This window comes from Haloarcula sp. H-hyl6 (assembly GCF_056934455.1).
Genome location: NZ_JBRIIK010000005.1, coordinates 263,232 through 289,757, shown reverse-complemented (window position 1 = coordinate 289,757; position 26,526 = coordinate 263,232). Strand labels below are relative to the sequence as shown.

The window sequence follows — 26,526 nt, the reverse complement described above, 5'->3', positions numbered from 1 at the left end:
TCGACTACATGGTAGCCTCGCACAACGATACTGACAGCATATCGAACTATTTGACTCCGAGGCAGTTCACAATTTCTCAAAGCTGAGATGATGAGTCCGATAGTCCGCAAGGTGAGATTCTGGGCCGCCTAGTCGGATTTGTCGTCCACCAGTATCCACCACAATCTGACTCTCAGTACCGAATTGGTAGTTGTGAGGCTCGATAAGCCCCTGATTTGTACCAACTAACTGACCTGATATGGTTTTGTTATCACTACTATTTAGCGAAGTAACCTGAGCAGAAATTCTAAGTTGTTGTCCTGCCCGATGTGCAATCGTCGCATCATACACTGCTCGCAAAAAGCTGTCATAGGTCTCAGGTAACCGGGAGCGCCAAGCAAAGGCGACCTCCTCACCAAGCATCCAGTAATTCCCGAAAAAGGAATTCGAGTATACGTTTCCAATATCCCGATTCTCAAAGACAACAGCACGGCTTTCGTTACGCTGCCAATCAAACAATCCTGCTGACGCACTCACTCCTTTCACTTGATCCACGGCGAGAAAGGCTGGAACTGGCTGGTTCGTAAACCGGACTGCTTGGGCAAAGCCCCCATAATCTAATTTATACGCTGTGTCCAAATCACCCGTTATAAGCAGCGCAATGAACGTACAATCGTAGTACGCTTCTGAGAGGGTGTCGCGCAATTGCCGAACAACTGGAAACGGGAGTGCCGCGACTAATTCCTCTTCAGAATCCTGAATATACTGCTCAATATGATTTATCGTAGCCTCTCTTGAGCGAAGAACATTAATGAAATTGTCCGCTGGGGTGGCTGTCGAATATAGATCATCGAGATGGGATCGAGCAGACTGCAAATCATCCACTAAATCACCTAATCTATCGGCAGGTGATCGAGCTCGGATTCTAAGTGGTGATAGGTGATCATCGACATGAACCAAATTGAGCTGCTTTAGATTTTCTGCCAATCGATAGACGTACCGATGAGAGACATCGGCTCTGGAAGCCAATTCCTTTGCACTGAGTTCGCCGGCTGCGACGATCTCGATGTACGCATTGATCTCTTTTTCTGTCAGACCAATCTTGGATAGTGTTTCTATTATTTTATCGTCGTGGGAAGTCATACAAGTAAGTGTTCTACGTTCTATAGGTGCGTTTCTCGTCCACCCGCGATACGTTTTATGACTACACTGAGAGAGGGGATGAGGTGATAGTCTCTACGTGAGTGACCAGCACCCAGTCTCAGAGATAATCTTGATAGAGCGTCAATAGAGACGCAGCAGACCAACTAAAGTTGGGTGCATTTAACCGTTCCCCGGTCAGCGGGTTATAGTTCTCGTGAATCGGCTCATCACCGAGGATTCCTTCACCGTTGTGGAACAGCTTTCTTGTTAGCTCGGTTGCCCGCTCATCGTATCCGTATTTAGCCAATCCCTCGATTGCGAACTTTGCTTGATCGAGCCAAACGTTCCCTCGCCAGTACGACTCTGGGTGAAACGAAGACGCTGAACGGGACACAGTCGGGAAGGGTAGATGCGTATTGAACTCTTCCGGATCAAGGAGCGTTTCGACGACAGCATCTGCCTGGTCCTGCGTAGCGACACCGGCCCATAATGGTATTGCCCCCTCGATTGCCCGTCCCACTCCACGAGCGTCAATCAGTGGTTCTCCATCCATTGTGATATCATAGAAGAAGCCGCTTCCCTCGTGGAACATGTGTCTCCGAATGTAGTCCGCAACCTTCTCGGCTTCGTCGTGATAGCGCTGTGCCTCTGCATACTCTCCACACCTGCCCGCAATACGGGCGAGGTATCGTTTTTCAGCGTATAGGTATGCGTTGAGGTCGACCGACTCCTGATTTAGAGAGTAGCCAACTCTGTTCCCATTGTGACGGTTCTCAAGCACCTCGGAATCATCGAACCGCGGTGCATTGTCCATCCCACTTTCCCAAGCAGCAGCAGTTACAATGGCATCGTCACTCTCGTTTTGGGGGTGCACAGTCGCGCCGTATTCGGCGATCCCATTACCATCGTGGTCACGCGTCCGATACCACCAGTCATGATATGCGACGAGTTGGGGATACATCTCCTGAAGGAACTCCTCGTCGTTATCATTCTGGTAGACTTCCCAAACTGCCCATGCAGCGAGCGGTGGTTTGGAGTTCCGAGCGTTCCAATTCCCGCCGCCATCTTCTGGCTTGTTGTACGCGATTAGGTCCTGTATCATGCCCGCGTCCTGCGGTCGGGTAGCAGAGTCTCGAGTGAACTGATAGTCGAACATCGACTTGATAATCTGCTTAGCCAACCACGGGTCAAACCGGGCCGTGCCAACAGCCTGCTTCCAGGTATCCCACGCCCAGAACCCACCAGCAAACCATTTGTATGCTATCGATGGAGTCATGCCATCGGTTTCGATGGCTCCCGCAGGACTTCGCCAGTTACCAATTAGGGTCTCTACAGCCTTGATGCCAACTTCTTCGTACGTAGAAGAGCCGGGTTCTTCGATCTGATCAAGATACTCATTCCACCGGTCAGTCACCTGTTGTATGTATTCGTCTGGTTGGCGGAGAATTGCATCAACCCGCTCGGCTTCGATATCGGCACCCTGCTCTGTGAACGTATACGACTCTGTCCACACCAGACGTTCCTGACCGTCGGGTGAGAGTGTGATCGTCGGCGTCAATTCAGCCGTATATTCACTTCCACTGACTGTGGTTTTCACAGGGCGATTGTGCCTGACCTGGAATCGCTCTTCGCCACTGGTCATATACGACCACGTCTCCCTGACGTGGTCGAAATCAACACGAATGCCTTCGGTGCTCTCCACAAGATTCGGGGCATCGAACTGGTTCTCGAGCAGGGAACCGGACCACTCCGCGTTCAAAAGCCGCTGCCTTGAACCAGTATTCTCTATGTCAGCAGTCACAAGTGCTGTTCGGTTCGTCACAAATCGGAGTTCCATTCGGATTCTCAGCCCATCAAGAGTGAATTCCTGGGCCAACACTCCTGGATATGACTCGAAGTCAGCACTCTCAGCCTCAGCCAATTGAAGTACTTCGTCGGTCTGCTTGTCTATAAGAGTAAGCTGGCTGAATGCTTCACTCAGGAACCACGAGTACTCTTGCGCGATATACAGTGGACCGGTAAAACCTCCGTAGTGAGATGTGTCATCTTCATTAGGAAGGGCGTAGCCGTGCCAAGCACCTTGGTCGGTGAACGGAGTGATATCCATATTGGCGTCGGGGAGTGCCGAATCGGGTACCCCGTAATGATCTAAGGTGGTCGGATGGGTTCCACCGGGAAGGGACGGCGGGTAGGGACTTGCACGACCGTTGTTTGCTGCAAGTGGTATTCCGGCTCCAGCAATCCCAGCTAGTTGGAGTATTTGGCGGCGGTTGTACATCAGCCCTGTATTTGTTGCATCGTTGTTTGTCATCGTGAATGCGTTCCAATCCTATTGAATCGGATTCCCACATCTGCCGTCTGTCAGCCATGGCGTTTCATTCATGTGTCAGTAACGCCCATGGCCCGATTGAGTGGGTTGAGAGTGGGTCTGATAAGGGTTTTCTAAAATTTTCACGCGGTAGTTCGTTCATTATCGTGGCTGTCTCTCCGTCAGATTGAGACTCCATTCGCAACTCAGTAGGAGCGACGTTACGAGAAACAGCGCAGCGATCGAGAGCGCTGCCATGACTGTGTCAGCGACCTACCGCTGAAGCGCTGGGCATTCGTCTGTAGTAAGACTCACACCTCAGTTGCGTAGGGGTAACGATGTTTCCTGCAAGATCAGTCGGTGCTGGTGGACGTCTGTAAGTCCCTGGTCAGCCTCTCCAACAGCGACAGTGGCGAATGGCCAAGACACTCACCTAGCTTATGGAGGATGAGTTGGTCATGCGACCGAAAGGTCACCGCCCAGCGTTCCGGTGGAGACACGAGTTCGTCGTCTGCTTGGTCGGTGACCAGATTCAATAGATTACGACTCACCAGTAGCGACATCAGTGTCGCATACAGCAAGATCTCCACGACAAGAGGGTTGCTCGTTTCGAACTCATCCAGTTGGTACTGTGTCTTCCCCTCACGGAACAGCGTTTCTACCCCTATCGACACCGATACAACATTGCTAGATCCGACGGAAGATACTTTTTTCTCGGTGGATTCGTGATGTAGGGATGGTAGTCGTCGGCGTCCGTAATGAGGACGCCGACGACGTGGAGGTACTCTGCGTGTACTGGCGTCGGCCGGTGATAGAAGCCACCGGGAGAGATTGGCTCGTCGGCAGTCAAGTTATAGCTACGTCTGAATCCAGCGAGTGTTCGGCTCTCGCTTGCGGCGGAGCCGAACACGAGAACCGAAATCTGAAGCTTGCCGTCTCACTCGGCCACGCCACGGAACTCAGAGGGAAACAGTATAGTAAGCCAACGCATGATTCTCGATGAGGAGGCTTTGGTGGGCACAACCGTCGCCTCCTCAGTTCTCTCGAACAGAAGCCTCGATAAGTCGCTGCTGTCATGCGGCTCTTCTCTTAACTAAAAACGCATGAGTGGTGGGTTTGTCTCTTCATCTCGCAGCCACAGCTCTCACTGCCAGCTGTCACTCGACGTCGATCATGTTTTGATCCTCGATCGTGGCCCAGACCTCCGTGCCGGCGTCGGTCACGCCGTAGACCCGCCCTTTTCGGCGGTCTTCAGAGACCAAGAGCGTGACGAGCTCCCCATCACGTAGCTCTTGGAGTGCTCGGGAGACGTGTGCGATACTGAGTCCGGTTTCATCAGCAATGAGCGACGGTGTCGCGGGCCCCTTTGCGAGGCGTTGCAATGTGGCAACACGATAGCGAGAACTGATGACGAAGCTGACGTGGTCCCACTGCTCGTCGGACGTCATAGGTGAATCTTCACCTGCCGAGTCTGAGTGTAGTCTCCCGTCATGTGCCATGAATGAGCATCTTCTGATTGGTAGCTGATTAACAGCGCTGATTGTTTCGGTGGATAAGTCACTCCAAATTCGAGGATTGTTGAGGGTAGCCAATTGTTTCTTTCTCTAATTTCACCATCCTACTTAATACAGAACACACTATCATTCAGCAATCTACCGCGAAGGGCAGGTCGCTGATTACGAGCGCAACCCATGGTGTCGGACGCGTTATCACGACGCCGGCGTCGATGGACAGCCTGGTAGCGAGAACGTGTGGGCGTTCCCGATATCGATTCGTCAGTGGGTATCGACAGCATTCAGCCGCGAAAGCTATAAGACTCAGTTACTCCCATTTCAAAGGATATAACAAAATTTGCTCGTGCAAAGGATAGGTTCGTGGGCCACTGGTCCACACCAACACTTATGTGAGGTCCTGTCATGTGTTGCTCAGGAGTTCAGGCCTGGACCTACCCACCCCCAGATGCAACCGCCCATGCCTGAACTCCATCACCTATCCAACCGGTATGTACTACGGCAGCCCGTATCGGCCACAGACAATTTATACAACAACTGAGTAGTCTTGACCTCCTCCCCGCCGTGAACAGTAGTTGCCGAACCTAGCTGATGACTTGAGTCGTAGTCGACGACATGGTCGACACAGCTGAAGCAAACCAGGTCTGTCGTGCTGCCTCAACCCTTCTCTACCCGGCACTGAACTTCGATATCAAACCGTGTGGAACCTACACGAGAGAGGATTTCGAGCACGTCCTCTCTCGTATCGCCTTCAACCAGGAGTTCGCGAACACCGGCGGTAAGACTGTCCAACTGGACCGGTCCGAGCCGGTCGACGTCACGTCGACGGCTCGGAACCCACTCGCGAAATCGCTGCTCTACCACCTCCGGCACCTCGACGCGGACGCCATCGACGCCCAGTTCGATGGCGTCCGCGACCGCCTATTCCAGGTGCTTCGGTCACTTCGGTTGCTTCCTCCTCGTGTTGACGTCGCGATCGACCTCCACGAGTGGCGGTTTTACGGCTCGGCCGACACCGACCACGTCCTCATCACCTATCCCGATCTCGGGACGAACCGAGCGTACTGCTTTGCAACGCTATGTATCGTCGCTCCAGGCGTGCGATTCACGCTCGCTACGATACCGATGGACGCGAACGGCTTCCGTGCGAAGCAGGAAGCCGTTCGCTCACTCATCGGCGAAGCACGTCAATATGTTTCGATCAGACACGCCTATCTCGACCGGGGCTTCTACCAGGTTCATGTTGTAGCGGAGTTGGAACAGCTAGAAGTCGACTACATCGTGCGTGCGAGGCCGAGTACGGGGATGAAAGCCCGTCTCAGCGCCGGCGCTGAGACGGTCGTCGATGCCTACCAGATGCAGCGAAAGCGGCCACCGATAGCGTCGGTCGACGTCACCGTGTTCGCTGTGCCACACCGAACGAACGAGGACGAACACGTCTGGTTCGTCACGAACCTCGACGTAGAGCGTGAGACGGCCAAAGCGTACGCGGCGGCGTTCCGCCGTCGCTGGGGAATTGAAACCTCGTACCGCCAGATCGGCGACTTCCTGCCGAGAACGTCGTCGTCGACGTTCTCGGTGCGGCTGTTCTACTTTCTGTTCGCTGTCTCGTTGTACAATCTGTGGGTGTTAGCGAACGTTCTGATCTCTGGCGGACCGATTTCGAGAAAGCCGCAGATTTCGACTCGAATCTTCCGAACTCTGGTAGTTGCGAACGCGTACGGCTAGTGTCCAGCAAGCGGTGACCGGGATGACCGGTCAGCACGCCAGTCGAGAGTGACATCGCTCGGGAACGCCACCTTCGGCGGCGTTCCCTCGCTCGGTCCCCACAGAGTTCGTCGAGAAATGAACCGAAACTCACCGCGAGACCGATCGAATCGCGTGATTCACTTCCGAGAACAATCTGATTCGGCAACTACTGTGAACGGCGAGGATTCCTCCGTGGGTAATCCAGTCAGTCGGTTACCCCGGCTGTGAACTTGCGGGTTTGCTGATGCTGGGTTGGTCGAGTGACCACGACTGTTCCCCATAATCGGCGAGTGTCCACTCGTGTTCATTCCACTGCCAGTACGCCCCATTAGCGGGTACGTCCCTACCGCGTTCAGCAGACAGGGCAGCAGGCCGAGCCATCGGCCCTACTTCAGACTGCAAGATATTCCACGCCCCCACGACATCACTGTGCGCCTCCAAGCCGCACGCGTCACATCGGAATGAATCACCGTTCCGAGTGACCGCATCACCCCTACACGCTGGACACGTACTACTTGAATCGTATTCACTAGTCTCCGTCACGGTGATGCCAACATCACCGAGTGTGAGTATGATCCGCTCGACGAGTTGCCGGTGCGACCAGAACGCGTGCGTTTTCTCGTTTACGTCCGCAGACCAGTGCGTCTCCAAGACGTTAGTGAGATTACCAACGTACACGGCATCGACGTTCCGTTCAAGTAGCCATTCAGCGGCGAGTTTCACGGCTGCGTCTCGTGCATGGTCACGCTTCCGACTGCGTTCATCGTACAAGCGTTGAATCCGTTTACTCGTGTACCGGTCGTCCGGCAGTTCGGACTGCAATTCAGCAATCCGTTCGGACAATTGCTGGAACCGTTCAAACTCGGGGCGGGCATGATATACGGCGGTGTCACCGGTTTCGGTGACGACCGCGAGCGTGTTGTTTGCGCCGACGTCGATAGCGGCTGACCGCGTCGTGTTCTCGGTGTCGAGTGTATGAGTGAATGCAGCCTGCCGCTGTTCGCGGAGATCGTCTGACTGAATGCGGACAGGATGCTGGACACGAAGCTGGTCAGTGTGCTCATCGTAGATGAGCTCTAATCGACTGTCGCTGCCACGCCACTGCGGGTTTCCACGTACTTCGAGCGTCACGCGCTCGTTGTACTCGAAGTCGTACCGGTCTTCAAGGACATCACCAACGCCGAATTCGAGTATACTCGTTGTCGCGTCCCAATCGAACGTGTAGAGATCGTTCCGGACGAGGCCGTGCAACTCGTAGCCGTCGTCACGATTCCCCCAATAGCCGGGTGGTGATGGTGTCTCCGTCACAGCTTGGTTCGACTCGTCACGGTACAGTGAAAGCAGTTCGAAGTGACTGCGCCAGGCTTCACTGTTTTTCCGGGCGAGTTGCTGGCACGTTGCTTTGCCGAGCAGCGGTGCGTACTTATTGTACAGGTCGGTGTACTCGGCGTCCCACACGTCACCATCTTCGTCGAAGTATTGTTGACGGCGGCGGTAGGTGATCTGGTTCCAGAGCGGGGCGTGTGCGGCCAGCCACTCGAACAGGCATTCCCGATACCGGTCACTGACCGGTTCAGCATTATACGTGTTCGTTCGTTGTGGCCGGTCGCTCACACCAAATGAAAGCATATCTTGTCACTTAAACATAAGGATTACAGGGAGTCTGTGTCTGGTGGTTTGCTGCATATCATGTCGGATTCATCCCCGCGCTAAAGCGCGAGGCTTTCTCCTCTGAATTCCGTAACGGCGCTGCGGCCTCGGTCGCCACCAAATCGCGAATTGTCCGTGCAGCCCGCCGAATCCTCTTTTTGCTCTTCGACAATGCAGATCATATCTCGACACCCGAACGAGGTCGTTGACCAGTGAGCCGCCGACGGGCGGGCCGATGTCCCAGCCGCGCTCTTCGCGAGTGTGTGTAGCTAAGCGGCGATCAAGGTTCGCTACAGTCAGTGTCACTCAGTCGCATGAGAACAGGAAGAGAACGACGCGAATATGTTCCGGACAAGTCTCAAACAGAGATCCTAAGAAAACCCCCAATATGGTCTCTGTTGGATCACTTGTCGGAACGGTACTGATGGCAGTACTCACGGTTGGTGTGGCCGCCAGTCTTAGCCGCGTCGAGAACTGGCGCTCCTATACACCAGCGGTCGGGAGTAGTCATACCACGACCGGCCACACACATGCGGAAAAACCGAGTGGACTCGTTCGTTGGCTGACGACTGTCGACCACAAAGATATCGGTATTCTCTACGGGGTATTTGCGGTCGTTTCATTTGCTTGGGGTGGCATCGCTGTCGTCCTGATGCGACTAGAACTGCTTTACCCGGCACAGGATTTCCTCAGTACGACGCTCTACAACGGTTTGTTGACGACCCACGGAATCACGATGTTGTTCCTGTTCGGGACACCGATATTAGCGGCGTTTTCGAACTACTTTATCCCACTACTCATTGGGGCGGATGATATGGCATTTCCTCGGATCAATGCTATCGCCTTTTGGCTGCTACCTGCTGCAGCCCTCCTCATCTGGGGTGGCATTCTTGGAGCGCCATTTCTTGAAAATATCGAACCCGCCCAGACTGCATGGACGATCTATACACCCCTCTCGGTAGAACAGTCGAATCCTGCGGTAGACCTGATGCTCTTGGGGTTACATCTCTCGGGCGTCGCGGCAACGATGGGCGCAATAAATTTCATCGCGACAATCTTCACAGAACGCAGCGAGGAGGTGACCTGGGCGAACCTGGACATCTTCTCTTGGACAGTCCTCGTACAGTCAGCACAGATTCTCTTCGCGTTCCCGCTTCTCGGTAGTGCCCTCGTGATGTTGCTTCTGGACAGGAATCTCGGTACAACGTTCTTTGCTGTCGAAGGGGGTGGGCCGCTTCTGTGGCAACATTTGTTCTGGTTCTTCGGTCACCCAGAGGTCTATATTCTCGTATTGCCGCCGATGGGCCTGATCAGCTACATCTTACCGAAATTCTGTGGTCGAAAGTTGTTCGGATTCAAGTTCGTGGTATATTCCACACTCGCGCTTGGAGTCCTCTCGTTCGGCGTCTGGGCTCACCACATGTTCGCGACAGGGATGGATCCACGGCTTCGAGCGTCGTTCATGGCCGTCTCAATCGCCATCGCTATCCCGAGTGCCGTCAAGACGTTTAATTGGATGGCAACGATGTGGAACGGCAGTCTCCGTACGACTGTGCCATTTCTGTTCTGTGTCGGCTTTGTCGGGAACTTCATCATTGGGGGTGTGACTGGTGTTTTTGAGGCAGCTATTCCCGTTGACCTAATTCTCCATGACACCTACCACGTAGTGGCGCACTTCCATTACGTGATTATGGGCGGTATCGCCTTCGCCGTCTTTGCAGGTATCTACTATTGGTTCCCACTGTATACTGGTCGGTGGTACCAGCGATCGCTGGCTCGCTGGCATTTCTGGTTGACCCTTATCGGGACCAATATTACCTTCTTCCCGATGGTTCTCCTAGGATATGCCGGGATGCCGCGCCGGTATGCAACCTATAGCGTTACTGCCGGTCCGTTGGAGCTGTTCTCGCTCTTGCATCAGCTTGCCACAGTCGGTGTCGTGTTATTAGCTATTGGGCAGCTCATATTTGTCTGGAATATCGTCGTCTCATGGCTCGAAGGGCCACAAGTGACTGCGGCTGATCCGTGGAATCTCAAAGATCAGGAGCAGTTCACACGAGAGTTTGCGTGGTTCGAACAGGAGAAACTCCCGACGCTTTCGGATGGTGGCGAAGAAACCACATCATCAGGTAATATTGAATAGATATCTGATAGTCAAATTCCGGCGTCTTCTGATTCGATTGCGAGCCGAACTCACGTGCGAGAGTTCACAATTTCGCGAGTGCCGTTTCGAGATCCCTGATCAGGTCCTCAACGTGCTCGATACCAATGGGAATCCGGACCAGTGAGTCTAGTATCCCTGCGGATGCCCGTTCCTCGTCGGAGAGATAAGACGCGGACATCGTTGCGGGGTGGTCCGCGAGCGATTCTGTTCCACCGAGGCTGACCGCCAGCGTGAACACGTCGAGTTCCTCGAGGACGGCACGCGTCTCAGCGCCGGTCGCGTCCAGTTCGAATGAGACGATGCCGCCGAAACCGTCCATCTGTTGCTTTGCGAGATCATGCTGGGGGTAATTCTCTAATCCAGGGTAGGTGACCTGCACCGTCGCGGGATGATTGTCGAGGTACGTTGCGATTTCCGCGGCATTCGTTTCGTGCCGTTCCATCCGGAGCGGAAACGTCCGGAGTCCACGGAGCGCCAAGTAACAGTCGAAGGGGGCGAGCGTTCCGCCGAGATCATACGCCTGTGTGTGATTCACGGCATCGGCAAGTGTATCATCGTCGGTTAGAACTACGCCACCCATCGAATCACTGTGTCCGTTGAGGTACTTCGTTGTGCTGTGGACGACGAGATCTGCCCCGTGCTCGAGTGGGCGCTGGAAGTACGGCGTCGCGAACGTATTGTCGACGACGTAGGTTGCCCCGGCAGTCGCTGCGATATCGGCTACAGCCGAGAGATCACAGAGCCGCAGTAACGGGTTCGTCGGCGACTCCATCCAGATGAGCGTCGTCTCGTCGGTGACTGCCTCGCTGACGGCATCTACATCCGTCGCATCGACGTAATCAATGGTGACGCTGAGTGAATCACCCAACAACTCCTCGAAGAGTAAACGCGTCCCACCGTAGATGCCATCGAATGCAACGACGTGGTCGCCCGCCTCGACGACCGACAGACAGGTCGCAGCCATCGCAGCCGTTCCTGACGCACACGCTATGGCGTGTTCGGCACCGCTGAGTCGTGCAAGCCGATCTTCGAGCACGTCACGCGTCGGATTGCCGAAACGGGTGTACTTGTACCCGTGGTCTGCATCACCGGGAGCACGCATTTCGTGGGTGGTGGTGAGGTGGATTGGTGAGACCACGTCGCCAGAACCTGTGGTGCCTCTCCCTTGCTGGTCATATCGAGTGGCGACAGTTTCGATGTGGTAGCTCGAATCGTCCATACGTGCCTATCCGATCGTTCCGCACACCAAAAAACGAACCAAGAGTGTCAGTTACCTATCGTCAACCCTTGAACAGATGGTGTTCAGCTTAATGCAGGTTCGAAGATCGTTGCCGGTTCCTAACGTGGAGAGCGAATTTGACAATGAGTCGTTAGAGGCGTGACTGGACGTCTAAATAAACGATCCAACTAGGAACGGGTGTTAAATCGACGTTCGCCTCGACCACATACGGATTCACGACTGAACGGACCATCGAACTAACGTCGTTCGAGACGGGATACGTCATCTTCTTGTACAGACCAGTAGTAGAGCGGGAGTTGACATACTCCCGTTCCTGATGGTGGACGCGCTAGATTTGTGTACGTCATACCGGTCAATATTGTGCTCGGCGATATGGACAGGGTTTAGGTGGGCATAGGACCCTCAGTGCCGACATCAGTTCGCCACGTCGACAGGGGAGCCTGGCTGAGCGTCGACGGAACGCGGAAACTCGGCGTTAGTAATCTCTGGCGGTTCAGAGATCCTGGGTTCTGTGAGTGCAAAGTGACCGACTTTCTCGCCGAAGGCTTCGCTGAGATCGGTGTCGACGGGACCAGTATCGAGGCGCGACTCGCTGGTCGGTGTATCCAGTGTGGGACCGAAGGGACCACCCCCTGGCTCACATTAGGGCACATTGTAGCTGTTGGCAACCGGGAGTTCTACCAGACTGATCAGAACGCGATTCAAGATCTCTCTCTGTCGTCGATCGACACGGGCTAATCAGATGTGACTGAGAGTTCGGATTTATTCATCCGATCACTGCGTCGATATTGCTTCAGCACTTGCTCTTCCGCACGGTGGAGAATCTCGCTACAGGTCGACTGCGCGATATCCAACTCGTCGGCGAGGTCAACGAGAGTTGTTCGCCGCGGCGTGTCGTAGTAGCCGTGTTTGATCGCATTGTCGAGTAACCATTCTTGCCGCTCGGTCAGAAGTGAATCTGATTCTACCTCTTGCTGAATCCGTTCGACGGTGTACTGTATACCGAACCTGTCGAGCGTGTCCCCCAGTTCCGATAGTGTCTGTTGCGGTATGGTCGCTTCGAGTGACATCTCCCCGTCTTGGACCTCGAAGGGCATCTCGAGAGGAACGCCCGAGTCCTGTACTGACATCAACAACAGTGGCACCGTCGTCTCGACCTGAATTCGACTGATGCTCGGTTCACTCTCGAAGACCGTCAGATCAGTCACCGAATCGTATTCACGTATCTCTTTACAGACAGTCTCGGGGTCCTCGCCGAGAATCTCGATCCGGGCGACGCCAGTGTTGGTGTTCGCGGTTGCCGCAAGTACTCGAAACGCCGTGTCGGGGTACGTCTGTGACAGCTCGCGTATCCAGACTGACTCTGGAATCGTGATCGTGAATTTTGCATAGGGCATGGTGGTATTGGAGTTTGGTTGCTCGATCGGGTCCTGACCGAACTTCACTGGATTGCTCTCAACCCATATTTTAGGGGGACCTAAAAGTATGTTGGCGTGAACATCTTCGGACAGGGTTGAAGACTAAGCTAGAAGCGAGATATTCATCACGCACTCGATGGACACGAATCTAATTTAGAACGAAGAATCCGGAGACCCACGACTTGCTCTTTCATTCTGCATCGCACGCTCCATCGGATTCGACCCGACCTCGGCACTGTTCTTGGGATCGGCTGACACATTTCCCGTCTCTATGTACTTTTTCTCGAGTTCCACAAGCTGGTCGTTGATCGCGTCGCTCTGGTGGTGCATGGGGGCGGCACGAACTCGGATGAGATCATACTCGTGACGGTCGATGAGTCCATTCCATGCTCGGAACGACCCTATTGTCAGCGTGTGCGTCTGCGGGCAGAACGGGGTCGTCGGCGTGAATTCTGCCCGGAGGACACGATCGACACTGTCGCCCGTGATGACATCCGTAGCATCGTCCCGCTCAACGGCATAGCGGTAGCCCGCGTTCTTGTGGCGGGTGTCCAAATTCAATCGTGCGAGGTTGTAATTGAAGGTCATATCGTAGACCTTCCGCTCCTCGAAGAGGTCACGCGTCAGCCGGTGAAACGTGACGTGATCGATTCCGACGAGTACGTCGTGCCGGTCGAGAAACGCACCAGGCATCGGCACATTGTCCGGCACGAACTCGTCGTAGTTATCGAATAGAGAGTCATCGTCCCGACCGAACGGCGACGGAAAGCTTGGCATACACCTCTCTACGGAATCAGGTGGCGTACCACTATTGCCAAAGATATTCGTAGTGTCCTATCACGGGGTAGACCTGTGCGCTCCCCCGCTAGACGTGAACGCAAATGGCAAATTTTCTACAACCACACTGGTCGACGTACTCCCACTTGAAGTCTTCCACGCCAAACTCGTCGTCCAGCATCAAAAAGAGGTAGTCCGATGGATACCTGTGATTCTCGTGGGTCGCCTCATTGACGTGGTTTCCTTTAGTTGTGTATTCCACTGAGTCGATTGCCTAGCAGATAGCTAGTGCACAGTCGATCTCCGGTTTTCGAGGTTCGTAGGTTAGGGTTTGTTGTGAACGCGGTCTGTGACCGGTTCAGAATCGGGGTTTTGAGGAGGGATTGACATCGCTGCTTCCTACGACATCGTTTGCTCGCCTGCGATAGTCCAGTACGTGCTCTGAATCGCTTTCCCGAGAAAATATCCAATAAACACCCAGAGAGCACTATTCTCTAACCCCTGAACAACAAACCCGCCGATGGCACAGATTACGCCGAGTAGAATTCCGAAATGGTCTAGTCCAGCGGACACTCCTCGCATGGTACGTTTGAGAACATTCTGAGATGAAAGTATTCGTCCGAATAAATTCGGCTTACATCCCCATCCGGCACCTCCATACCAGAGTGTACCCTCTCGAAAGTCAAGGCGAGAGTGAATATCTTCGCGACAAGCGACTGTATGGGCCGGCGAATACAGCGTGATAGACAATGGCAGCCAATTTAGCCCAAGTAGCTTTCGAATCGGTATCGGAGATCCCAGAAACGGCATCAGTATGTCACTTCGATGAGATCGGGGACGTAGTCCAAGAAACGCTTGTTTTGGCGGAAGAGCGGAACCAATCAACGGTTACTGTTGCCCCGATTCAAGCAGCACTTATTGATGAATGTAGCTGTGATATCATCAAATTCACCGACTACTACCGAATGTCCCGTGTGTAGCTGGTCACGTACCAATTTAGTAGTTGTACGGCGGGTGTACCGGTCCTGAGGCGATAACTACGCACAGCTACTGAGCGCCTGCCTCAGGCGATATTCCGAGCAATCAACGACGTACTGCAAACGGCTGGACGAACCAACTAACCAATAATCGACCGGATACGCACCGTTTGTTGGTTAGTGATGTCTCAGACTCTCGCTGTCGCCATCCTGTGCTGGTGCCCGGCCTGCGCCGACGTCGGCCGCAATGTCACCCTGGCCAACGCCAATTCACGCAGTACCTCGGCCAGGACGCTCTCGGACCCACGCAACACGGCGTCGCGCGTTCACGCATCGCTCTGACTCGCTCCCGGGGCGACGACGGCGACAGCCGCGTGGCGACACGGTGGCATCGAGAGTCCGAGTAGCCCGCCGCACCTGTTTCCGACCTTCCACGGTACAGCTTACGTCTCGACACCTCGCACAAGATTGCTGACCAGTGAACCACCGACGTACGGGCCAACGTCCCACCCACGCGTTCGATGGAGGTGCCCACACCACTCGCAGAGCGTCTGGCAGGGTGCCTGCTCCAACTCGACCGTCCCGCGTTGTCGGCCGACGTCAGCTTTGTCATCTTCAACAAGGCCAACCCCAACCAGTGGCTCGCCTCCGATTTCACCGTCGGCCTCTCTACGCAGTCCACCACCAATCAGGAGGAGCCACGATGATTGTGGCCGAAACTATCGGCTGTCAATCATTTCCTCTGTCCCCGCCCTATCGCCGCTCGGCCATGGCCACACGGTCCAACCCACGACGGCCGCACACCAACGGAGACGGTGGGTCCCCGCGCCGGCGGTCGACAGGTCAGGTGTGATCGCTTGCCAGCACCCAGACGCCAACGACGTCCTGCTCATGCACGCGGGTTACTGGAGATGCCACCCTCGCTCTCGCTCGGGAGGTGAGCCACCCATGACGAACACGCGGTGTCCTGCCGTTGGCGAAGTTGTCGCCTTCACCGAACTCGACTGTGCCCCACGACTGCTCGTCACTCGCGTCGACGATGCCGAGGAGACCATCTGGCGGCTGCATGCCTCGGTTGATGATCACCTCCACCGAGAGGACGTGACGATCGCGGTCCGGCGCGCTACAGGGCTGGCAAGGTTCTGTGTCCCCTGGGACGAGTGTCGACAGTTCGAGGGCCCCGGTATCGATGGCTATCCACTCCGGGAGGATGAAGAATGACTCGCGCCGGACTGCTCGGTCTGACGCGCAGGCAGGAGTGGCCCTGACTGCCATAGGCTGTCAGAGGCATCAGACCAGTCAGGGCCGTGCTAGCAAAGATGGGTGCGGCTGGAATAAATGTAGGTGTTGGAGTAACATTCTCGATAGTCTGGTGGGAGTACCAAACCGCCGGACGTGGGGACCGAGGCCGATCACCACTACCTCTGACAGTGCGGAAACCCGCAGTGAGAGAATAAGTTGGCGAGTTGTAATGTATGCATCGGTAACTAGTTTGAGTAGGGCTCGCGGCCGGCATCCGATTCGGCGCCACCAGCAGACAGCTGGCACTCTTCAGCCAGAGAGTGGCGATGGTGACAGAACGAAGGCTCATACCACCTACCTACAGACACGGCGCACCGACACGCCTGTCGGAGAGGTGTGTGGGTCGCAGGAACGGCGGGATGGCCGCCCGGGGAGGGGCCGATCCTCGGACGGCCGCCAGACAGGGGCACACAGTCGATGGTATGCGGACGTGCCAAGACGCAGACGCCGGTGCAGGGCGCCGGCTGTAGACCGGGGCCCCGTGTGTCATCACGTCGACAAACCTGGTAAGTATACAGTCGGTAACTGGAGGGCCGCTGCTGGCGAGCAATTGGCGCGTGGCCACATCTGTCGTCGTGACGGCCGGCCCGTCCTGTGATATCGAGCGCCCCGAGCAGGCGTCGCTGCCTAGCCATCGTCAGTAACGGTGGTTAGGGACGGATAGCGTCCCGCTGGAAGCAACCGCCTACTAATGATGCAGCCACGGTTGCACCGGGGTCGATGCCACGCCAACGACCCGTGGGTGGGGAACAGGATCCCACTGTCCTCGCTCGCTTGTCGGCGTGATTTGTGACAGCGGGGTCGTCGCGCGCCCGGGCGGTGGGGGTGTGTGCCTGCTGTGGCACGCGGCCCCACTGGAGGGCGGTCGTCCGGCGTTGGCGACAGCGTGTGCATGCATGGTCTCGACGATGCCACACAGGTCGGGCTGACTGCACCAGCGACTCTTGAATTGGACACGGGAATCTCCTGGAACAGTCCAGCCGCTGTGGCTGGCGCTCGGATTGATCAGTCCATCCAGGGCGCTGCCGGGTCACAGTCCCGCAGAACGGACCTCGGGTGTGGGTGTGATATCGTATCTGCCCAGACAGGTCCGGATGGCCCGAGGCCCACTCCATGCTCATGGGGTGGAGGTGAAAAGCGCGTCCATCTTTAGGGACGGGGCTGCCGACCGACTGGGTGATGGTCCGGCATGACGGCCCCCGACGTCGACGCAGTCGTCGGCCTGCCCGGCCTTGTCGGCGTCCAGCCGTTACTCGTCGTCGCCACCGTCGAAAGCGACGCTGTCACCGAGGTCGTGCTCGTGGCGACAGCCGATGACTCCCGCCAGCGGCGCGTGATGAGCGGGGATAATTAGCGACTGCCAGCGTCACCAGGTGTTGCCGACTGCCAGCCAGCGCGATGTGACTCGCATGCCAGGTTGTGTTCTCCGGGACGACTGCCGGCATCGCGAGGGCCCAGACAGGCCGGGCTGGTCGCCAACAGCGGGTGTGAACTGACGCTCCACACGCGGCCGCTGGCTGTCGCTCGACGACAGAAACCGATCCCCACGAGCGACGACTGTCAGAGGCACGGCAGTGGTCGGAGCTGTAGTTGTGCGTCTAGTATTCGCATACGTATATCTGTGGATAGCCGTACAATATTGCGCCAGCTGACGGCGCCGCAGCGCCGCCACGCTGGACTGCCCGTCGCCGCGAGTGCCTCTGACAGCACGACTGCCGGCGGGTGTTTAATCATTCACTCGTCTTATGAATATTCTGGAACTGATATCGGACTGACCACATCGGCGCCGCTCACGTCTCGACCGCCGCGAGTCGTGTCGTGGTGGCGCCCACTACCCGGCCAGTGGCGTCGAATCGACGAGGGTAGTTGATAATGGGCTAGCCAGCCCCCACCAGTAGTACTGCCACGACACACACCCGCACAGGCCGCCCAGTGGCGCCTGCGGTACTGCGTCGGCGACCTCGTCCACTACACTGAGTGGACGAGTGAGTTCGCCGCTGTCGAGAACCTCTACGAGCAGTACCGCTGTGGGGCGTACGGCCACGACGTCGTCATCGAACGCCAGACGGTGGTCGAATGATGACGGGCCGCGATGCCCTCTCGGACACCCTCTCTCGTGTCCAGTGTGCCACGCGTAGCGACCAGCTGCTGTTGACCGCCAGCGACGCCTAGCCCGCGTGGTCGGTCACTCCGGTTCGATTCCGGGACGGGCCCTGTGGTCAGCATGCCACGAACTATCGACACCGACGAGAGCGGCACTGACAGCACAGCCACCGATGACCAACTGGCCGCCCACCTCGAAATGGATTTCGGCGACGACGCGCCGGACACCGAGACGTTTCAGGACATGGTCGGGCAGCTCGAGGACGAGACCGCACCCCTCGTTTCCAGTGTTCTTGAAGGGCTCCTCACAACGGTCGAACCCCTCCAAGAACGCATCGACGAGCCTGAAGCCCAGCAGGAACACACGCACGACATCGCGACGACGGCTGTGGGCAAGGCCACCGAAGCCGAGAGCCGCCTCGACGACGTCGAAGCCCAACAAGCACAGACCCACGAGGTCGCCAAGAGCGCCATCGCCAAAGCGCAACAACTGGAGGCTGATCCCGACCAGCAGGAGGATGCTGAGACACTCCCCGATGTCGGCCCGCGGCGCCTCAACGTCGCTCTCACCCGCGCGAAAAAATACCTCGTCCTCGTCGGCAACTGGGAGACACTCATCGCACCAGAACCAACCCGAAACGACTGCAGTGACGTGTATGCCGACCTCCGAACATGGCTTCTCGAGAACGACTGTTTCGAGGAGACTGCACCAATAGAACAGTAACGGTACGCACAGCCACCCACAGTGCGCTGCTATTCGGCATTCTCACCGCGCGTTGTCGTACTGCACCGAGTCCGCAATATACGCTGGCTAGCGGTCAGACTCGGGATATACGCGGAAACTCGAGATAGCGGTCACCACTGTCTTTCGTGCCCGCAATCGCCTGAAAGCGACATGGTCTGGCAGCGGTCTGATGCCGACCTGAGCTAACCAACATTGTCAAGGAAATAGCACTCCATGTTGGTTAGCAGATGAGCGACCGTTCCCATGTCGAGGCGGCACTTACGGAACTCCACGAAGTAGACAGAACATCACTGGACGAAGCAGCGGCCACAACCTACGATCAGGCAGTCGATTACGTGGAAACTCTTCTCGACGAATTCGACGCAGTAAGCGCAGCGGACCAGCCGACCGAAACTGCTGAAACACCGGATGAATGGACCGACGATGAGTGGACAGACCAACTCCAAGCGGCGCGTGAGAAAGCGGCGCTTCCGCCAACCAAAGGAACGCTCACAACGAAGACGATCGATGGCCGTGACTACTACTACCTGCAATGGCGGGACGATGGGACTGTCAGGAGTCAGTATGTGGGGCCAGTCAATCCAGCCTGAACGAAGCGTGGGTACGAACAGACAGCGTACATACCTTCCTTATTGTGTCATCCCAGAATGCCCGGACTGCTCGAACGCCTATCTGATTGAGACAGTCGCGTGCCGTCGGTTCCACCATACGATGTCTATACTACACCCGACAGAGCCGGGACGAGACACACCCGCTCCCGAGTGAAACCGAACTGTCAGTCACGCCGATTGGAGACATTGTCACTAAATGATGGTACGACACTCAGACAGTCAGAGACGGGCTGACCGACACTCACGACCACCGTCGCATCAACCGAGGAGATAGAGATGGCAGACGATGTCGCCGACTGACGTGATCGAGGCCACGCCGCTACCGATACCCCGACCAGCGCTCGTCGCCGCCATCGAGAGAACCCCCCCTCCGAGACCAGCGCCGACCGGCGGCTGTGGCACCTGGACGACGCATCGATAGACGCCTTCGCCGTCAGGGCCCACCAGATACCCGGGTTCGCTACCTACTGCTGAGTAGCGACGCACCACAGTCGGTGACGAGGAGGCTGTCGTTGACGCCGTTGACGTCCTCGCCAACGCGACGTCAGACACTTCTCCACTCGCCAGCACGATCGGACACCCCGAGGTCATCACGACAGTCGGACACCCCCTCTCCAAGACGATGGACACCCCGCCGGCCGAGACGATGGTACTGTCGACGAGGAGAGCGATGCATCAGTTTCTGGGAGCCCCGTCTTGGGAGTACCACACACCATACTCGCCGGTCGCGGGTTGGCGGTATCCTGGTCGCCGTTGTCGACGTCGTCGTACAGCGGCCGTTCCAGTCATACGTCCCGCCGAACAGATAGCGCTGGGACACCTCGTAAACCGCTTGAACGTGGACACCCCGATGGAAGTTGAGGCTCTCCCGTGGGGGGATGTCGGTCGCTACGCCGCCGAGGAGTAGCCGCCCCTCGTACTGGTCGCGCATCGCTTCACAGTATGCTTCGGTGTCGCCACCCCTCGTACTGGTCGCGCATCGCTTCACAGTATGCTTCGGTGTCGCCACTCCTGCGAGTAGGCTGTTTGTGAGGCCCATGGGGCCGTTGTCTCGATTGCGCTGCTAACAGTTGCTACCGATTGCGGGGAGACCACATGCGACGGAGGCTAGTTTTACGGAGACACTGTCGAAGTAGCCGGTAGAGAGAACATGCAAACTGTGAGCCACTGATTCTATCATGCTATGATAATTTCTGGAGCACCGTGCTGAATACAGCGTACGGTCCGTGCGTGCCGCCTGAGTCAAACGACAGTGGGCGTCTACGTATCGCAATTGTCACTATATATACACACATTTTAGTTCGTGACAACTGATGTTTAGGTATGTCAGCCACGGTTGAATGGGATACAGTTCTTTCTGAGGTCACTGACGTCGTTCAATCGGAGGCCGATTTCGTTACAAAGGCCGATCAGGTGCTGGATATCGGTGCCGCTGCCCTCGACGTTGAGCACGGTCATATCACTCGTATTCTCTCGGAACTCGATTACTGGGAGGTCGTTGCCAGCACTGACTCGCCGAATGGCCTGTATCCCCCCGGTCTTGAAGCCGATCTCGGGACCACGTTTTGTCGCCGGACGCTCGATTACCAGACACCGCTCGCTCTCCACAACGCTACGACACAGGGCTGGGTGGACGACGTTGCCTACCAGACCCACGAGCTGGAGTGTTACATCGGTGTCCCCTTCGAACCTGGCGGACGACTGAGCGGGACGCTTTGCTTTGTCGACCAGGGTGCCCGCTCGGAACCGTTCACCGACGCCGAACTGGAGTTTGTCGACTGGCTTGCCACGACGCTCGAAACCGAGTTCCGGTTGCAAGAGCAGGCCCTCGCGCTGGACAGTTACCAGATGCTGACAGGTATTCTCACTCGAGTTCTACGCCACAATATTAGCAATGAATTGACAGTCCTCCGTGGATGCGTCGACCTCGCCGCTGGTCAACTTGACGGAGTTTCTACCAACACGGCACGACTCAACGCAGCCCTCGACAGAATCATCGCTCTAGCCGAGAAGGCACGGGACTTACAAAAGCTGGCGGAGACGGACTACGAACTCGAACGGCAGTCGATACCGGACCTGCTACGCGAGAGCCTCGCAGCGGTTGAACGGAACCACCCGTCCGCCGACTTCTCCATGACGGTGCCCGATGATCTGCAACTGCTCGCCTACCCATCGCTGAAAATCGCTGTCCGAGAGTTATTCGAAAATGCGGCCAAACACTGCGGTGACAACCCAACCTGTACGGTCACGGTTGAGGAGTTGCCCGATTCAGTAACGGTTACCATCAGCGACGATGGGCCGGGGCTGTCCGAGCACGACCAGCAGGTACTGAAGGGTGGGACCGAGACAGCCCTGTGCCACGGAAGCGGCGTGGGACTATGGATCGCCCGGTGGGCAATCGATACCCACGACGGGACCATCGAAACCACCGTTTCGGAGGCGGGAACGTCGATTAGCGTTACGGTGCCACGCCCGGAGCTGAACCGAAAGCTGATGAACGCCGAATCGGAAAAGAGGGGAGACTGATGTTTTAAATCTAACGGCCAATTCCAGCCGAATTACACCATATACCCTCTGTACTGTACGAACCGCGCACGGTGTTAAACTCGCGTCACCGCTTCGTCGACGTCGTTGCCGACACGATCGTCTCGATGGACGTCGTCTGTCGGCGTCGTCGAGGTGGGGTCGGCGGACCCTCGCCACACCCCGTTATCGAGATGTAACAATTATATTAGAAATATGGGATATCTTGCTTCGTTCGCGTGTTTAGAGGTGTCGGGCCACAGTCGCGTGTCTCTCCGCTGTCGCGGCGAGTAACCCGGCGCGGATAAGACAGAGTGGATCGAACCTACTTCGCTTCGGATCAGGTGAGTAACCACCAGATTGCACAGCTTTGGGGTGCTTTGAATAGAAAATTTGAGAAGGGACGCTAACCTCTGTATCAAAGGTCGCTCCGAACTGGGATCAGTCTGGGTCGAACCCGGTACCGAGAGGGCCAGATCGGGGCTGTGAAATATTTATAAGATATCTGATAACAAGGTCCAGAATCTTGGCGATACGCTCCCTCGGCGAGCGCGCCGGCGTCGGTGAGTTCGTCGATCCGCTTCGAGTTTGTGCGCCGGGATACCTCGAGACACTCTCAGCCGTCGGTGGCCGCCCAGCCAACGGCTTCGGAGGGTGACCACCCCGCTGTGGGCGAGGAGACAGTCGTACAGTGTGCGGGCACCACCAGAGATGTTGAGGCCCCGGAGGTCGGATCGTTGGCCCCGATGGTTGTCTTCCGGTCGTTACTGGGGGGCACCAGTTCTCCGTCTGCTCGGAGTCCGAGGCCGGTCGCCGTCTCGTCGACGTCGAGAACGACGAGAGTTGCAGTGTCGCCATCAGGTATCTTAGCGCCAAACAGTCGCTCTGGAAGGACCGGGTTTCTGACTCGTCGCCACTCATCAGGATTGGCATCGTTGAACACGTCCATGGCGTCGCCGAACGTCGCTAGCTCTCGGTCTGGATGTTCACGCTCGACGCTAACCGGCGCGACAGGGCAAGCCAGCGTTAGCGCGGGGAGGCATCGTTGAGAGGGTATTTCGTCGATACGGCAGCAATCCACGGCTTTTCGACCTCCTGCCCATAGTGTGATTTGGAGAATTTGCTCGCCACCGTTTCCGATTCATCAAACGCTGAGTGTCAGGGACGCTGGGTCGGTATTATGCTAACCAACAACTATCGATTAAATATAGTCTGTTGGTTAGCCACCTGTATCCGTCGAGTTTGTGCCTCCCTTTGAGAGTGGAGACACCACCAGTGCGTAATCATCAAGACATCAGTTTCGAACAGTACGCGTTCGACGACGGCGACCGAGTACACGTTGACTGGACTGACGGTATGGGTCCACTCGGCGCGTTTGTCGGCACGGTAACCCGGATTTCACGAAGCGCCGACGACGTGATAGTCGCCATCGAGGCCGACGACCGTGCGTCCGATTGGGTCAAACCGTCATATGTGGTAGCAGACTTCTCCATATATTTGCCACTCATGGCATCCTGTGACTGATAGATTGGTTGTGATGAATACAGAGGATGGGCCTTGTTTAGACGGTTAGACTCGATCAGTCTGAGGAGATGTTCCACTAGTATCGCATACTAGTAGCTTCGAAGAAGTACCAAATTTACTAGGAACTGAAGCGGGACAGATTGGGTGTGCAAACCAAGGCCTCCCGCTTCGCAGAGACAGTTGTATCGCTCGCCAAAAAAGCCGTCGCTGGTGAGCCAGCTCCGGCATACCGACCCGGAAAAGACGGGTATGCCGACTGGGTGATTCTCGCCGTTCAGGGGTTCAAAGAGTATCTCAATCACGATTACAGGAAGCTGATGGATGTTCTGCGAGAAATGCCGAGAGTTGCAGAATCACTCGATTTAACGGTTGAGACGCTTCCTCACTTCTCCACGATCTGTGCGCGGAAGCAAGCGATTCCGATGAAGCGGTGGCGAGCAATCCTCGACGCGTCGGTCGAACTGTACGAACTCGGAGATGTACAGGCAATCGACGCAACTGGCGTGGATCGTGTCCAAGCGAGCCAGCACTACGCGAAACGGACGGATTACACGTTCGAGGCGGTGAAGACCACGCTGCTCGTCGATTGTGAAACAAGTGCGATTCTAGATATACACTGTTCGATGAAACAACCGCACGATACACAGGTCGGTTGGCAGGTGTTGGTGCGGAATCTTGACGATCTGACGGCTGTAGCGGCGGATAAAGGATACGACTGGGAAGCACTTCGCACGAGAATGCATGCTGAAAGTATCACACCGCTGATTCCGCAACGCGGCCCAGGTTTCCGAGGATGGGCGAGAAACTCACTCATCCATGATCGGGCGTATAATCAGCGTTCCAATGCTGAGTCCGTGTTTTTCGGATTGCGGCAACGATATGGTGAGACGCTATGGGCGAGAACGTGGTTCGGTCAATTCCGCGAACTTGTCATGAAATCAGCGGTGCGAAACATCGAACGCGCAATCGAGGTGACTGACCGCTGAACGCTGGCGTCTAAACAACGCCCAGAGGATGTGATTCCAGAACGAAGGGTCGACACCGGGGTGATTGCCCGGCGGCTCCAGAGGAGTTTTTGTCCGGAGTAATGATAAAGCACGCATGCACCCAAGTGCCGAGGGGTTCGTCGATCGAGCCCGCGAGCAGTACGGAGTGGAGATCGATGTCCACGAGTTCCCCGAAGGAACCAAGACGGCCGCCGACGCAGCCGGAGCGATCGGCTGTGAACTCGCCCAGATTGCCAGCAGCATCGTCATGTCCGTTGACGACGACCTAGTGGTGGTCGTGACAAGTGGCGCCAACCGTGTAAGCGAGTCGAAGGTCGCCGCCCATTTTGACGTCCCGGAAGAACCGGTATCGATGGCCGATGCTAGGAAGGTCAAAGACCGGATCGGTTGGTCAATTGGCGGCGTACCCCCGTTCTGTCACGACGCCACGGTTCCCGTCCTGTTTGACAAGACTCTGACAGAGTTCGACACCGTCTGGGCAGCGGCTGGCACACCTGAGGCGGTCTTCCCGATCGCACCATCTCGCATTCAGGAGTTGTCGGAGGCGACTGTGCTGGACGTCGCCGAGTAGGCCTCGGAAGGCCACCGACTGCGCCGATAGCATTCGCGTTGGCGTCCCTCAATTCCAATTAAGGCCGACCCAGCTGCGAGCTGAGTTACCACCTACAATGGGGTACCGCGAGCTGGCTGACCCGGATTCATCTATTGTTGTGACTTGGACTACCCCATCCAGTCGTTGTCAGTAGCAGTGTGCTGAACACAGAGCGCGTCTCGCAGAGTAGCAGCTACACAGTCAAGATCGTAATGTTGCGTTCAAGTCGAATATGGTCGGCCTATATCTGCTACAGTGATTGAACGATTTCACCAATCTGAGCAATTTCGTCGCGGGCGGCTTCGAGTTCGGGCTCCATGAGATTTAGGGCAAACCCGTGAATCATGTCCCCATGGTGACGGTAATCGACCGACACACCCGCTTCTGAAAGCCGGTCAGCATATGCGGCATCCTCGTCCCGAAGAGGATCGAACTCTGCCGCGACTATTGTTGCTGGAGGTAGTTCCGCAACGTTTCGTGCTTGTAGTGGTGATACATATGGGTTCTTTCCGTCGAGTGGTGTTTCTAGATAGTGGTCCCAGAACCACTGCATCGCGGCTCGTGTGAGTAGATATCCCTCGGCATTTTCTTCGTAGGATTCAGTCGTGAAATCGCGATCCAAGACTGGATACATGAGAAACTGGTGAGCAATTTCGGGACCGTTGACGTCACGAGCACGCAGGCACACGGCCGCAGCGAGGTTCCCGCCGGCACTATCCCCGCCGACCACGAGCCGATCAGGGTCCGCAGTAAGTATCTCTGGGTGTGATGCTGCCCATTCCGTCGCAGCGTAGCAGTCTTGAAAGGGTGTGGGGAATGGGTGCTCCGGCGCCACCCGGTAATCAACTGAGACAACAGTACAATTTCCAGCGTTCGCGATTGCACGGCACACTTGATCGTGGTCGCCAGTAGTTTCGAACACCCATCCCCCACCGTGGTAATAAATGAACAGTGGCCGGGGACCAGCCGTATTGGGTTCGTACACGCGAATCGGAACTGGTCCGTTTGGTCCAGAAACTTTCAAGTCGCGGATCCGATCAATCGGATCCCAATCTGGATTTTCGAAAGCTGATAGTTCGCTATGTAGTCTTCTGGCTTGATCAACAGACAGATCGGCGAAATCTGGCACATTCTGTTCTTCAAGATCAGTCAAAAGTGCGCTGATTTTAGGGTGAAGCTCTCGTGCCATTTTCTGAGAATGAC

24 protein-coding genes and 1 pseudogene are annotated in these 26,526 nt (G+C 56.2%); 14 read left to right on the top strand and 11 right to left on the bottom strand.

Annotation, left to right across the window (positions count from 1 at the left end; genetic code table 11):
* Positions 1 to 66: 66 nt before the first annotated feature.
* The 3 genes and pseudogenes from Hhyl6_RS23695 to Hhyl6_RS23685 form a co-directional block, all read right to left on the bottom strand.
* Positions 67 to 1,122: a TrmB family transcriptional regulator gene (locus Hhyl6_RS23695; RefSeq protein WP_483741653.1), complete on the bottom strand. Its 1,056-nt coding sequence runs from the start codon at positions 1,120 to 1,122 to the stop codon at positions 67 to 69.
* 118 nt (positions 1,123 to 1,240) lie between these two features.
* Positions 1,241 to 3,433, bottom strand: coding sequence for an MGH1-like glycoside hydrolase domain-containing protein (locus Hhyl6_RS23690; protein ID WP_483741652.1), 2,193 nt, complete (start codon positions 3,431 to 3,433; stop codon positions 1,241 to 1,243).
* A 262-nt stretch (positions 3,434 to 3,695) separates the two neighbouring features.
* Positions 3,696 to 4,208, bottom strand: a pseudogene (locus Hhyl6_RS23685) (transposase); the annotation flags it as partial.
* Here Hhyl6_RS23685 and Hhyl6_RS23680 point away from each other — a divergent pair.
* The gene (locus Hhyl6_RS23680) at positions 4,167 to 4,433 is read left to right on the top strand and encodes a hypothetical protein (protein ID WP_483741669.1); all 267 of its coding nucleotides are present in this window, start codon (positions 4,167 to 4,169) and stop codon (positions 4,431 to 4,433) included. The pseudogene Hhyl6_RS23685 and the gene Hhyl6_RS23680 overlap by 42 nt on opposite strands.
* A gap of 154 nt (positions 4,434 to 4,587) precedes the next feature.
* Here Hhyl6_RS23680 and Hhyl6_RS23675 read toward each other — a convergent pair whose 3' ends face one another.
* Positions 4,588 to 4,878, bottom strand: a complete 291-nt coding sequence (locus Hhyl6_RS23675) for a winged helix-turn-helix domain-containing protein (protein ID WP_483741651.1) — start codon at positions 4,876 to 4,878, stop codon at positions 4,588 to 4,590.
* 678 nt (positions 4,879 to 5,556) lie between these two features.
* On the opposite strand from Hhyl6_RS23675, the gene Hhyl6_RS23670 reads away from it, so the two are divergent.
* Complete coding sequence (locus Hhyl6_RS23670) at positions 5,557 to 6,669, top strand: transposase (protein WP_483741650.1); 1,113 nt, start codon at positions 5,557 to 5,559, stop codon at positions 6,667 to 6,669.
* Between the two features lie 234 nt (positions 6,670 to 6,903).
* On the opposite strand, the gene Hhyl6_RS23665 is transcribed toward Hhyl6_RS23670, so the two are convergent.
* Entirely contained in the window at positions 6,904 to 8,304 is a 1,401-nt protein-coding gene (locus Hhyl6_RS23665) for an RNA-guided endonuclease InsQ/TnpB family protein (protein ID WP_483741649.1), read from the bottom strand.
* 460 nt (positions 8,305 to 8,764) lie between these two features.
* Here Hhyl6_RS23665 and Hhyl6_RS23660 point away from each other — a divergent pair, with 460 nt between their 5' ends.
* On the top strand, positions 8,765 to 10,483 hold the full coding sequence (locus Hhyl6_RS23660; protein WP_483741648.1) for a cbb3-type cytochrome c oxidase subunit I: 1,719 nt from the start codon (positions 8,765 to 8,767) through the stop codon (positions 10,481 to 10,483).
* A 64-nt stretch (positions 10,484 to 10,547) separates the two neighbouring features.
* Here the strand turns inward: Hhyl6_RS23660 and Hhyl6_RS23655 are convergent, their stop codons facing one another.
* The gene (locus Hhyl6_RS23655; RefSeq protein WP_483741647.1) at positions 10,548 to 11,723 is read right to left on the bottom strand and encodes a trans-sulfuration enzyme family protein; all 1,176 of its coding nucleotides are present in this window, start codon (positions 11,721 to 11,723) and stop codon (positions 10,548 to 10,550) included.
* A 408-nt stretch (positions 11,724 to 12,131) separates the two neighbouring features.
* Between Hhyl6_RS23655 and Hhyl6_RS23650 the strand changes: the two genes are divergently transcribed.
* The gene (locus Hhyl6_RS23650) at positions 12,132 to 12,482 is read left to right on the top strand and encodes a DUF8134 family protein (protein ID WP_483741646.1); all 351 of its coding nucleotides are present in this window, start codon (positions 12,132 to 12,134) and stop codon (positions 12,480 to 12,482) included.
* Here Hhyl6_RS23650 and Hhyl6_RS23645 read toward each other — a convergent pair.
* The 3 genes from Hhyl6_RS23645 to Hhyl6_RS23635 all read right to left on the bottom strand — a co-directional run bounded on the left by Hhyl6_RS23645 (position 12,479) and on the right by Hhyl6_RS23635 (position 14,201).
* On the bottom strand, positions 12,479 to 13,189 hold the full coding sequence (locus tag Hhyl6_RS23645; RefSeq protein ID WP_483741645.1) for a helix-turn-helix domain-containing protein: 711 nt from the start codon (positions 13,187 to 13,189) through the stop codon (positions 12,479 to 12,481). The two genes, Hhyl6_RS23650 and Hhyl6_RS23645, sit on opposite strands and share 4 nt — an antisense overlap.
* 126 nt (positions 13,190 to 13,315) lie before the next feature.
* Entirely contained in the window at positions 13,316 to 13,939 is a 624-nt protein-coding gene (locus tag Hhyl6_RS23640) for a DUF7998 family protein (RefSeq protein ID WP_483741644.1), read from the bottom strand.
* Between the two features lie 88 nt (positions 13,940 to 14,027).
* Positions 14,028 to 14,201 (bottom strand): hypothetical protein, encoded by a 174-nt coding sequence (locus Hhyl6_RS23635; RefSeq protein WP_483741643.1) that lies wholly within the window; start codon positions 14,199 to 14,201, stop codon positions 14,028 to 14,030.
* A 1,236-nt stretch (positions 14,202 to 15,437) separates the two neighbouring features.
* Between Hhyl6_RS23635 and Hhyl6_RS23630 the strand changes: the two genes are divergently transcribed.
* From Hhyl6_RS23630 to Hhyl6_RS23600, 7 genes are all read left to right on the top strand, one after another.
* Positions 15,438 to 15,623 (top strand): hypothetical protein, encoded by a 186-nt coding sequence (locus Hhyl6_RS23630; RefSeq protein WP_483741642.1) that lies wholly within the window; start codon positions 15,438 to 15,440, stop codon positions 15,621 to 15,623.
* A 241-nt stretch (positions 15,624 to 15,864) separates the two neighbouring features.
* On the top strand, positions 15,865 to 16,137 hold the full coding sequence (locus tag Hhyl6_RS23625) for a hypothetical protein (protein ID WP_483741641.1): 273 nt from the start codon (positions 15,865 to 15,867) through the stop codon (positions 16,135 to 16,137).
* A gap of 1,270 nt (positions 16,138 to 17,407) precedes the next feature.
* On the top strand, positions 17,408 to 17,572 hold the full coding sequence (locus Hhyl6_RS23620; protein WP_483741640.1) for a hypothetical protein: 165 nt from the start codon (positions 17,408 to 17,410) through the stop codon (positions 17,570 to 17,572).
* Between the two features lie 546 nt (positions 17,573 to 18,118).
* Entirely contained in the window at positions 18,119 to 18,298 is a 180-nt protein-coding gene (locus Hhyl6_RS23615) for a hypothetical protein (protein WP_483741668.1), read from the top strand.
* A gap of 144 nt (positions 18,299 to 18,442) precedes the next feature.
* Positions 18,443 to 19,045 carry a hypothetical protein gene (locus tag Hhyl6_RS23610; RefSeq protein ID WP_483741639.1) on the top strand — a complete coding sequence of 201 codons (603 nt, stop codon included), beginning with the start codon at positions 18,443 to 18,445 and terminating at the stop codon, positions 19,043 to 19,045.
* A 248-nt stretch (positions 19,046 to 19,293) separates the two neighbouring features.
* Positions 19,294 to 19,656: a DUF6788 family protein gene (locus Hhyl6_RS23605; RefSeq protein WP_483741638.1), complete on the top strand. Its 363-nt coding sequence runs from the start codon at positions 19,294 to 19,296 to the stop codon at positions 19,654 to 19,656.
* A 1,344-nt stretch (positions 19,657 to 21,000) separates the two neighbouring features.
* Positions 21,001 to 22,203: a GAF domain-containing sensor histidine kinase gene (locus tag Hhyl6_RS23600; RefSeq protein WP_483741637.1), complete on the top strand. Its 1,203-nt coding sequence runs from the start codon at positions 21,001 to 21,003 to the stop codon at positions 22,201 to 22,203.
* Positions 22,204 to 22,816: 613 nt separating this feature from the next.
* Here the strand turns inward: Hhyl6_RS23600 and Hhyl6_RS23595 are convergent.
* Positions 22,817 to 23,149: a hypothetical protein gene (locus tag Hhyl6_RS23595; RefSeq protein WP_483741636.1), complete on the bottom strand. Its 333-nt coding sequence runs from the start codon at positions 23,147 to 23,149 to the stop codon at positions 22,817 to 22,819.
* A gap of 344 nt (positions 23,150 to 23,493) precedes the next feature.
* Here Hhyl6_RS23595 and Hhyl6_RS23590 point away from each other — a divergent pair, with 344 nt between their 5' ends.
* The 3 genes from Hhyl6_RS23590 to Hhyl6_RS23580 all read left to right on the top strand — a co-directional run bounded on the left by Hhyl6_RS23590 (position 23,494) and on the right by Hhyl6_RS23580 (position 25,302).
* On the top strand, positions 23,494 to 23,724 hold the full coding sequence (locus tag Hhyl6_RS23590; protein ID WP_483741667.1) for a hypothetical protein: 231 nt from the start codon (positions 23,494 to 23,496) through the stop codon (positions 23,722 to 23,724).
* Between the two features lie 146 nt (positions 23,725 to 23,870).
* On the top strand, positions 23,871 to 24,710 hold the full coding sequence (locus Hhyl6_RS23585; RefSeq protein ID WP_483741635.1) for an IS5 family transposase: 840 nt from the start codon (positions 23,871 to 23,873) through the stop codon (positions 24,708 to 24,710).
* 115 nt (positions 24,711 to 24,825) lie between these two features.
* Positions 24,826 to 25,302, top strand: a complete 477-nt coding sequence (locus Hhyl6_RS23580) for a YbaK/EbsC family protein (protein WP_483741634.1) — start codon at positions 24,826 to 24,828, stop codon at positions 25,300 to 25,302.
* A 271-nt stretch (positions 25,303 to 25,573) separates the two neighbouring features.
* Here the strand turns inward: Hhyl6_RS23580 and Hhyl6_RS23575 are convergent, their stop codons facing one another.
* Positions 25,574 to 26,512 carry an alpha/beta hydrolase gene (locus Hhyl6_RS23575; RefSeq protein WP_483741633.1) on the bottom strand — a complete coding sequence of 313 codons (939 nt, stop codon included), beginning with the start codon at positions 26,510 to 26,512 and terminating at the stop codon, positions 25,574 to 25,576.
* Positions 26,513 to 26,526: the final 14 nt, after the last annotated feature.

What these genes read in the sequence shown, in the direction of transcription:
- Hhyl6_RS23695 (WP_483741653.1), bottom strand. Translation starts at nt 1,122, where the DNA reads ATGACTTCCCACGACGATAAAATAATAGAAACACTATCCAAGATTGGT.
- Hhyl6_RS23690 (WP_483741652.1), bottom strand. Translation starts at nt 3,433, where the DNA reads ATGACAAACAACGATGCAACAAATACAGGGCTGATGTACAACCGCCGC.
- Hhyl6_RS23680 (WP_483741669.1), top strand. Translation starts at nt 4,167, where the DNA reads ATGGTAGTCGTCGGCGTCCGTAATGAGGACGCCGACGACGTGGAGGTA.
- Hhyl6_RS23675 (WP_483741651.1), bottom strand. Translation starts at nt 4,878, where the DNA reads ATGACGTCCGACGAGCAGTGGGACCACGTCAGCTTCGTCATCAGTTCT.
- Hhyl6_RS23670 (WP_483741650.1), top strand. Translation starts at nt 5,557, where the DNA reads ATGGTCGACACAGCTGAAGCAAACCAGGTCTGTCGTGCTGCCTCAACC.
- Hhyl6_RS23660 (WP_483741648.1), top strand. Translation starts at nt 8,765, where the DNA reads ATGGCAGTACTCACGGTTGGTGTGGCCGCCAGTCTTAGCCGCGTCGAG.
- Hhyl6_RS23655 (WP_483741647.1), bottom strand. Translation starts at nt 11,723, where the DNA reads ATGGACGATTCGAGCTACCACATCGAAACTGTCGCCACTCGATATGAC.
- Hhyl6_RS23640 (WP_483741644.1), bottom strand. Translation starts at nt 13,939, where the DNA reads ATGCCAAGCTTTCCGTCGCCGTTCGGTCGGGACGATGACTCTCTATTC.
- Hhyl6_RS23630 (WP_483741642.1), top strand. Translation starts at nt 15,438, where the DNA reads ATGGAGGTGCCCACACCACTCGCAGAGCGTCTGGCAGGGTGCCTGCTC.
- Hhyl6_RS23625 (WP_483741641.1), top strand. Translation starts at nt 15,865, where the DNA reads ATGACGAACACGCGGTGTCCTGCCGTTGGCGAAGTTGTCGCCTTCACC.
- Hhyl6_RS23620 (WP_483741640.1), top strand. Translation starts at nt 17,408, where the DNA reads ATGACGGCCCCCGACGTCGACGCAGTCGTCGGCCTGCCCGGCCTTGTC.
- Hhyl6_RS23610 (WP_483741639.1), top strand. Translation starts at nt 18,443, where the DNA reads ATGCCACGAACTATCGACACCGACGAGAGCGGCACTGACAGCACAGCC.
- Hhyl6_RS23605 (WP_483741638.1), top strand. Translation starts at nt 19,294, where the DNA reads ATGAGCGACCGTTCCCATGTCGAGGCGGCACTTACGGAACTCCACGAA.
- Hhyl6_RS23600 (WP_483741637.1), top strand. Translation starts at nt 21,001, where the DNA reads ATGTCAGCCACGGTTGAATGGGATACAGTTCTTTCTGAGGTCACTGAC.
- Hhyl6_RS23595 (WP_483741636.1), bottom strand. Translation starts at nt 23,149, where the DNA reads ATGGACGTGTTCAACGATGCCAATCCTGATGAGTGGCGACGAGTCAGA.
- Hhyl6_RS23580 (WP_483741634.1), top strand. Translation starts at nt 24,826, where the DNA reads ATGCACCCAAGTGCCGAGGGGTTCGTCGATCGAGCCCGCGAGCAGTAC.
- Hhyl6_RS23575 (WP_483741633.1), bottom strand. Translation starts at nt 26,512, where the DNA reads ATGGCACGAGAGCTTCACCCTAAAATCAGCGCACTTTTGACTGATCTT.